Source organism: Streptomyces sp. NPDC059524 (assembly GCF_042749255.1).
Taxonomy (GTDB): domain Bacteria; phylum Actinomycetota; class Actinomycetes; order Streptomycetales; family Streptomycetaceae; genus Streptomyces; species Streptomyces xanthii.
In genome coordinates, this window is sequence record NZ_JBHYTK010000244.1 from 1 (window position 1) to 8,022 (window position 8,022).

The 8,022-nt window shown below is 70.5% G+C and carries 6 protein-coding genes; 4 read left to right on the forward strand and 2 right to left on the reverse strand.

Going from position 1 to position 8,022, the window contains the following annotated elements; genetic code table 11:
• The first annotated feature begins 133 nt into the window (after positions 1-133).
• Both ACFW9D_RS36870 and ACFW9D_RS36875 read left to right on the forward strand, forming a co-directional pair.
• Positions 134-673, forward strand: coding sequence for an adenine phosphoribosyltransferase (locus ACFW9D_RS36870; RefSeq protein WP_188340006.1), 540 nt, complete (start codon positions 134-136; stop codon positions 671-673).
• Between the two features lie 181 nt (positions 674-854).
• Positions 855-3,380, forward strand: coding sequence for a bifunctional (p)ppGpp synthetase/guanosine-3',5'-bis(diphosphate) 3'-pyrophosphohydrolase (locus ACFW9D_RS36875; RefSeq protein ID WP_188340007.1), 2,526 nt, complete (start codon positions 855-857; stop codon positions 3,378-3,380).
• A 188-nt stretch (positions 3,381-3,568) separates the two neighbouring features.
• Here the strand turns inward: ACFW9D_RS36875 and ACFW9D_RS36880 are convergent, their stop codons facing one another.
• Both ACFW9D_RS36880 and ACFW9D_RS36885 read right to left on the reverse strand, forming a co-directional pair.
• Positions 3,569-4,801, reverse strand: a complete 1,233-nt coding sequence (locus ACFW9D_RS36880) for a DUF349 domain-containing protein (protein WP_188340008.1) — start codon at positions 4,799-4,801, stop codon at positions 3,569-3,571.
• Positions 4,802-4,936: 135 nt separating this feature from the next.
• Positions 4,937-5,791 (reverse strand): peptidylprolyl isomerase, encoded by an 855-nt coding sequence (locus ACFW9D_RS36885; RefSeq protein WP_188340009.1) that lies wholly within the window; start codon positions 5,789-5,791, stop codon positions 4,937-4,939.
• A 169-nt stretch (positions 5,792-5,960) separates the two neighbouring features.
• On the opposite strand from ACFW9D_RS36885, the gene ACFW9D_RS36890 reads away from it, so the two are divergent.
• The gene (locus tag ACFW9D_RS36890; protein ID WP_188340010.1) at positions 5,961-6,671 is read left to right on the forward strand and encodes an MBL fold metallo-hydrolase; all 711 of its coding nucleotides are present in this window, start codon (positions 5,961-5,963) and stop codon (positions 6,669-6,671) included.
• A 13-nt stretch (positions 6,672-6,684) separates the two neighbouring features.
• Complete coding sequence (gene hisS / locus ACFW9D_RS36895) at positions 6,685-7,947, forward strand: histidine--tRNA ligase (protein ID WP_188340011.1); 1,263 nt, start codon at positions 6,685-6,687, stop codon at positions 7,945-7,947.
• The last annotated feature ends 75 nt before the right edge of the window (positions 7,948-8,022 follow it).

Genomic DNA, 8,022 nt, shown 5'->3' on the forward strand with positions numbered 1-8,022 from the left:
GCCGACGAGGCTCCTGGCGCCCGCGTCGTTCCCGCACCGGCCGACTGCTAGGGTTGTCGATCGCGCGAGCGCCTCGCGGAAGACGCGCACCAGACCCGTAGAACGCCCATCACCCACACGCTGAGGTGCAGAAATGACCGACATCAAGGAGCTGCTCCTCAGCCGCATCCGTGATGTGCAGGACTACCCGGAGCCCGGGGTCCTCTTCAAGGACATCACCCCGCTGCTCGCCGACCCGGCGGCCTTCACGGCCCTGACCGACACGCTCGCCGAGCGCTGCGTCGCCGCCGGCGCCACCAAGGTCGTCGGCCTCGAGGCCCGCGGCTTCATCCTCGGCGCCCCCGTCGCCGTCCGCGCCGGCCTCGGCTTCATCCCCGTACGCAAGGCGGGCAAGCTCCCGGGGGCCACCCTCGCGCAGGCCTACGACCTCGAGTACGGCTCCGCCGAGATCGAGGTGCACGCCGAGGACCTGACCGCCGAGGACCGCGTCATGATCGTCGACGACGTGCTGGCCACCGGCGGCACCGCCGAGGCCGCCGTCCACCTGGTGCGCCGCGCGGGCGCCGAGGTCGCGGGCGTCTCCGTCCTCATGGAGCTGGGCTTCCTGCCGGGCCGCGAGCGGCTGGAGCCGGCCCTCGAGGGCGCCCCGCTCGACGCCCTGCTCGTGGTCTGACTCAGCGCTGAAACAGCAGGTCACAGCCGCACGGGCGGGCCCTGAGGAATCAGGTGCCCGCCCGCCGCGTTCTCGGGGTACGAAACTGTCCCACCGGCCGAATACGTTCGGTGGCCGCAGGATCGATACCATGGGCTCCCCGGGACCTGTACGGGGGACCCGTCGCGCACGAGGAGCGCCGTTGCCAGACGAGGCCAAGCCACTCACCGCCGCCAAGGCCGACCAGCAGGCAGCCCCGGCGGCCGCTTCCGGCGCGCCCGCGAAGAACGACCGGCCCGCGACGACCGCCAAGCCCGCACCGCCCGGCGGCAAGCCCGCGGCGGAGCAGCCCCGCTCGCAGCCCCCGGCCGACAAGCCACGCCCCGCGGCGAACCCGCCCGCGATCCGGCCCGCCGCGAACCCGCCGGCGCGCTCCGGCTCCTCCAACCGGGTCCGCGCCCGCCTCGCCCGTCTCGGCGTCCAGCGCTCCAACCCGTACAACCCGGTCCTCGAACCGCTGCTGCGGATCGTGCGGAGCAACGACCCGAAGATCGAGACGGCCACCCTGCGCCAGATCGAGCGTGCCTACCAGGTCGCCGAGCGCTGGCACCGCGGGCAGAAGCGCAAGAGCGGCGACCCGTACATCACGCACCCGCTCGCCGTCACGACGATCCTGGCCGAGCTGGGCATGGACCCGGCGACGCTCATGGCCGGGCTCCTCCACGACACCGTCGAGGACACCGAGTACGGCCTCGACACCCTCAAGCGCGACTTCGGCGACCAGGTCGCCCTCCTCGTCGACGGCGTCACCAAGCTCGACAAGGTCAAGTTCGGCGAGGCCGCGCAGGCGGAGACCGTCCGCAAGATGGTCGTCGCCATGGCGAAGGACCCCCGCGTCCTCGTCATCAAGCTCGCCGACCGCCTGCACAACATGCGCACGATGCGGTACCTCAAGCGCGAGAAGCAGGAGAAGAAGGCCCGCGAGACGCTGGAGATCTACGCTCCGCTGGCGCACCGCCTGGGCATGAACACCATCAAGTGGGAGCTGGAGGACCTCGCCTTCGCGATCCTCTACCCCAAGATGTACGACGAGATCGTGCGGCTCGTGGCCGAGCGCGCGCCCAAGCGCGACGAGTACCTGGCCATAGTGACCGACGAGGTGCAGTCTGACCTGCGCGCGGCCCGCATCAAGGCCACCGTCACCGGACGCCCGAAGCACTACTACAGCGTCTACCAGAAGATGATCGTGCGAGGCCGCGACTTCGCCGAGATCTACGACCTGGTGGGCATCCGCGTCCTCGTCGACACGGTCCGCGACTGCTACGCGGCACTGGGCACCGTCCACGCCCGCTGGAACCCGGTTCCGGGGCGGTTCAAGGACTACATCGCGATGCCCAAGTTCAACATGTACCAGTCGCTGCACACGACGGTCATCGGGCCCAACGGCAAGCCCGTCGAGCTCCAGATCCGTACGTTCGACATGCACCGCCGCGCCGAGTACGGCATCGCCGCGCACTGGAAGTACAAGCAGGAGGCCGTCGCGGGCGCCTCCAAGGTGCGCAGCGACCAGCCCCGGTCGACCGGCAAGGACGACCACCTCAACGACATGGCGTGGCTGCGCCAGTTGCTCGACTGGCAGAAGGAGACGGAGGACCCGGGGGAGTTCCTGGAGTCCCTGCGCTTCGACCTCTCGCGCAACGAGGTGTTCGTCTTCACCCCCAAGGGCGACGTCATAGCGCTGCCGGCCGGCGCCACCCCGGTGGACTTCGCGTACGCGGTCCACACGGAGGTCGGCCACCGGACCATAGGAGCGCGGGTCAACGGGCGGCTCGTGCCGCTCGAATCGACCCTGGACAACGGTGACCTGGTCGAGGTCTTCACCTCGAAGGCGTCCGGCGCCGGCCCGTCCCGTGACTGGCTCGGCTTCGTCAAGTCGCCGCGTGCGCGCAACAAGATCCGGGCCTGGTTCTCCAAGGAGCGCCGCGAGGAGGCCATCGAGCAGGGCAAGGACGCCATCGCGCGGGCCATGCGCAAGCAGAACCTGCCGATCCAGCGCATCCTCACCGGCGACTCCCTGGTCACCCTCGCGCACGAGATGCGCTACCCCGACATCTCCTCCCTGTACGCGGCGATCGGCGAGGGCCACGTCACCGCGCAGAGCGTCGTCCAGAAGCTCGTCCAGGCGCTGGGCGGCGAGGAGGCCGCCAACGAGGACATCGCCGAGACCGCGCCGCCGTCGCGGGGCCGCTCCAAGCGGCGGTCGAACGCGGACCCGGGTGTCGTGGTCAAGGGCGTCGACGACGTCTGGGTGAAGCTGGCCCGCTGCTGCACCCCGGTGCCGGGCGACCCCATCATCGGCTTCGTCACGCGCGGCAGCGGGGTCTCCGTCCACCGCAGCGACTGCGTCAACGTGGACTCGCTGTCCCGTGAGCCCGAGCGGATCCTCGAGGTCGAGTGGGCGCCCACCCAGTCCTCGGTCTTCCTGGTCGCCATCCAGGTGGAGGCCCTGGACCGCTCCCGCCTCCTGTCGGACGTCACCCGTGTCCTGTCGGACCAGCACGTCAACATCCTCTCGGCGGCCGTCCAGACCTCCCGCGACCGCGTCGCCACGTCCCGCTTCACCTTCGAGATGGGCGACCCGAAGCACCTGGGCCACGTCCTGAAGGCGGTACGAGGCGTAGAGGGCGTCTACGACGTCTACCGAGTGACCTCGGCCCGCCGCCCGTAATGCCGGGGCCTGGGAGGCCCTCCTGCAGGGGCCGGGCAGATCCGCCCCGTAAGGGGCGCGGGGAACTGCGCGAGAAGCCCCACCGGGGCGCAGGCGCGCGGCGGCGGGCAGGGAAGACGTGAGGGCGTGAAAAAGCGGGCCCGGGCTGTGAAAGCCCGGGCCGGTTTCATGTCCCGCTCAGCGGAGCGTCAGCCGCCGAACTCCTCGAGACCCTTCAGCGCGGAGTCGAGCAGCGCCTGGCGCCCGTCGAGCTCCCGCTGCAGCTTGTCCGCCTTCGCGTTGTTGCCCTGCGAACGCGCCTGCTCGACCTGCCCCTTGAGCTTGTCGACCGCCGCCTGCAGCTGGCCCGTGAGGCCCGCGGCACGCGCCCGCGCCTCCGGGTTCGTACGACGCCACTCGGCCTCCTCGGCCTCCTGGATCGCACGCTCCACGGCCTGCATCCGGCCCTCGACCTTCGGCCGGGCGTCGCGCGGCACGTGGCCGATGGCCTCCCAGCGCTCGTTGATCGAGCGGAAGCCGGCGCGGGCCGCCTTCAGGTCCTGGATCGGGAGCAGCTTCTCGGCCTCACCGGCCAGCTCCTCCTTGAGCTTCAGGTTCTCGCCCTGCTCGGCGTCCCGCTCGGCGAACACGGAGCTGCGCGCCGCGAAGAACACGTCCTGCGCCCCGCGGAAGCGGTTCCACAGATCGTCCTCGTGCTCGCGCTGCGCCCGCCCGGCAGCCTTCCAGTCCGCCATCAGCTCGCGGTAACGGGCCGCCGTGGCACCCCAGTCCGTCGAGTTCGACAGCGCCTCGGCCTCGGCGACCAGCTGCTCCTTGGCCTTGCGGGCCTCCTCGCGCTGCGCGTCGAGCGACGCGAAGTGCGCCTTGCGGCGCTTCGAGAACGCCGAGCGCGCGTGCGAGAAGCGGTGCCACAGCTCGTCGTCCGTCTTGCGGTCGAGCCGCGGCAGCCCCTTCCACGTGTCCACCAGGGCCCGCAGCCGCTCACCGGCGGCCCGCCACTGCTCGGACTGCGCCAGCTCCTCCGCCTCGGTGACCAGCGCCTCCTTGGCGTGCCGGGCCTCGTCGGACTGCTTGGCCTTCTGCGCCTTGCGCTTCTCGCGCTGCGACTCGACGCTCTCCACCAGCTTGTCGAGCCGCTTGGCGAGCGCGTCCAGGTCACCGATGGCGTGCGCCTCCGTGACCTGGGCCCGCAGGTGCTCGATCGCCGTCATCGCGTCCTTGGCCGACAGGTCCGTCGTCTGCACCCGGCGCTCGAGGAGCCCGATCTCGACGACGAGACCGTCGTACTTGCGCTTGAAGTAGGCCAGGGCCTCGTCAGGGGATCCTGCCTGCCACGAACCGACCACTCGCTCACTGCCGTCGGCCGAACGCACGTACACGGTCCCCGTCTCGTCGACGCGGCCCCACGGGTCGCTGCTCACAGCGCCTCCTCCACATGATGCCTGCGGGGGCTCATCGGCCCCCGGGCATCGTCCACAGTTTCGTCACGGCCAACATAGGCGACCGGCGGGGCGGCTGTCCGCATCCCGCGCGACCGAAATTTGTCGGTCGGCAGGTCAGGACTTGGTGACCGTCCCCTTGTCGATCACCACCGTCGCGTTCGGCGCCGTGTTGCCCGTCTGCGGGTCCTGGGGCTGGGCGCCGGCCTTCGCGATCTTGTCCAGGACCTTGAGGCCGGAGTCGGAGATCGTGCCGAACGGGGTGTAGGTGGCCGGAAGCTTGCTGTCCTTGTAGACGAGGAAGAACTGGCTGCCGCCGGAGTGCTTCTGGCCCGTGTTCGCCATCGCGACCGTGCCGGCCGGGTACGTGTACAGCTGCGTACCCTGCATCTTCTCCGCCTTCTTGAGCGAGGCGTCCTTCAGGTTCTCGTCCGGGATCGTGTACCCGGGGCCGCCCTGGCCGGTGCCCGTCGGGTCGCCGCACTGCAGGACGTAGATGCCCTCGGTGGTCAGGCGGTGGCACTTGGTGTGGTCGAGGAAGCCCTTGTCCGCCAGGAACTTGAACGAGTTCACCGTGTGCGGGGCGGCCTTCGTCTTCAGCGCGATGTCGATGTCGCCGCAGGTGGTCGCCAGCTTCATCGAGTAGTCCGCGGCCTGGTCGACGGTGAGCGCAGGCTCCTTCTTCCAGGTCTCCTTCTTCACCTTGCCCGCGGCCGGCTTCTCGCACGGGTCCGGGGCCTTCGACGCCGACGGGCTCGCGCTCGGGTCGGCGGCGGCCGAGTCCTTCTTGTCGTCGCTCTTGAACGCCCCGGCGGCGTACGCGGCGCCCGAGCCGAGGACGGCGACCGCGAGCACGGAGGCGATCACGATGTTGCGGGTGCGGGCCTTGCGGCGGGCGGCCTCGCGCCGCTGCTGCTGGCGCAGGAACTTCTCCCGGGCGAGCTGACGCTGCCGCTGATCCTTGCTGACCACCGGGTGTTCTCCTCGTACGTCTCGTGACCTTGGTTTCGGGCCGTCGGTTGGTGCCCCGTACCGTATATGGGTTCGCTGTGGAAACGGCAGCGCCGGTAGGCTCTGATCTGCCGCATTCCGCCGCCACGACGACCGTGACGGCTGTGACGACGACATACGAAGGACGATCGTGCTGATTGCCGGGTTCCCCGCCGGGGCCTGGGGCACCAACTGTTACCTGGTTGCCCCCGCCGCGGGTGAGGAGTGCGTGATCATCGACCCCGGCCACCAGGCCACCGAGGGCGTCGAGGAAGCGCTGAAGAAGCACCGGCTCAAGCCGGTCGCCGTCATCCTCACGCACGGACACATCGACCATGTCGCCTCGGTCGTCCCCGTGTGCGGAGCGCACGACGTGCCCGCGTGGATCCACCCCTCGGACCGCTACATGATGAGCGACCCGGAGAAGGGCATCGGCCGCTCCATCGGCACCCAGCTGATGGGCGAGCTGACCGTGGGGGAGCCAGACGACGTGCGGGAGCTGACCGACGGCACCCGGCTGAAGCTGGCCGGACTCGACTTCTCCGTCGCGCACGCGCCCGGCCATACCAAGGGGTCGGTGGCCTTCCAGATGCCCGAGACCGCGGACATCCCGTCCGTCTTCTTCTCGGGCGATCTGCTCTTCGCCGGCTCCATCGGACGCACCGACCTTCCCGGTGGCTCCATGGACGACATGCTCGAATCGCTGGCCCGTGTGTGCCTGCCGCTCGACGACTCGACCGTGGTCCTCTCCGGGCACGGCTCCCAGACCACCATCGGCCAGGAGCGCGCCACCAACCCGTATCTGCGGCAGGTGGCCGCCGGCCAGGGATCCTCCACCCAGGCTCCCCGACGAGGAATGTGACGAGAAGACTCCCGTGAGCACCTTCCAGGCCCCCAAGGGCACGTACGACCTTCTTCCCCCGGACTCCGCCACCTACCTGGCGGTGCGCGAGGCGATCTCCACGCCGCTGCGCAACTCCGGCTACGGCTACATCGAGACGCCCGGCTTCGAGAACGTCGAGCTGTTCGCGCGCGGTGTCGGCGAGTCCACCGACATCGTCACCAAGGAGATGTACGCCTTCGAGACCAAGGGCGGCGACAGGCTCGCCCTGCGCCCCGAGGGCACCGCCTCCGTGCTGCGCGCCGCCCTGGAGGCCAACCTCCACAAGGCGGGCAACCTCCCGGTCAAGCTCTGGTACTCGGGCTCGTACTACCGCTACGAGCGCCCCCAGAAGGGCCGCTACCGCCACTTCTCGCAGGTCGGCGCCGAGGCGATCGGTGCCGAGGACCCGGCGCTCGACGCCGAGCTGATCATCCTGGCCGACCAGGCGTACCGCTCCCTGGGCCTCAGGAACTTCCGCATCCTGCTGAACTCGCTGGGCGACAAGGAGTGCCGCCCCGTGTACCGGGAGGCGCTGCAGACGTTCCTGCGCGGCCTCGACCTCGACGAGGACACCCTGCGCCGCGCCGAGATCAACCCGCTGCGCGTCCTCGACGACAAGCGGCCCGACGTCCAGAAGCAGCTCACGGACGCCCCGCTGCTGCGCGACTACCTGTGCGACGCCTGCAAGGCGTACCACGAGCAGGTGCGCGAGCTGCTCGTCGCCGAGGGCGTCCCCTTCGAGGACGACGCCAAGCTGGTCCGCGGGCTGGACTACTACACCCGTACGACCTTCGAGTTCGTCCACGACGGTCTCGGCTCGCAGTCCGCGGTGGGCGGCGGCGGCCGCTACGACGGGCTCTCCGAGATGATCGGCGGCCCCTCGCTGCCGTCCGTCGGCTGGGCGCTCGGCGTCGACCGCACGGTGCTCGCCCTGGAGGCGGAGGGCGTGGAGCTGAAGCTCCCGTCGACCACCAGCGTGTTCGCGGTGCCGCTCGGCGACGAGGCGCGGCGCGTGCTCTTCTCCAAGGTGACGGAGCTGCGGCGGGCCGGGATCTCGGCCGACTTCTCCTTCGGGGGCAAGGGCCTCAAGGGCGCGATGAAGAACGCGAACCGGTCGGGCGCGCGGTTCGCCGTCGTCGCCGGCGAGCGTGATCTCGCCGAGGGCGTCGTGCAGCTCAAGGACATGGAGTCCGGCGAGCAGGAGGCGGTCGCCGTCGACCAGATCGTGGACGTGCTCCGCGCCCGTCTGGCCTGAGCCCGGGCGCCCCGGTGGCGCAGGGGCGCCCGACCGACGCCAACCGGGGGGCCCCCTATTTGTGTGAGAACGTGG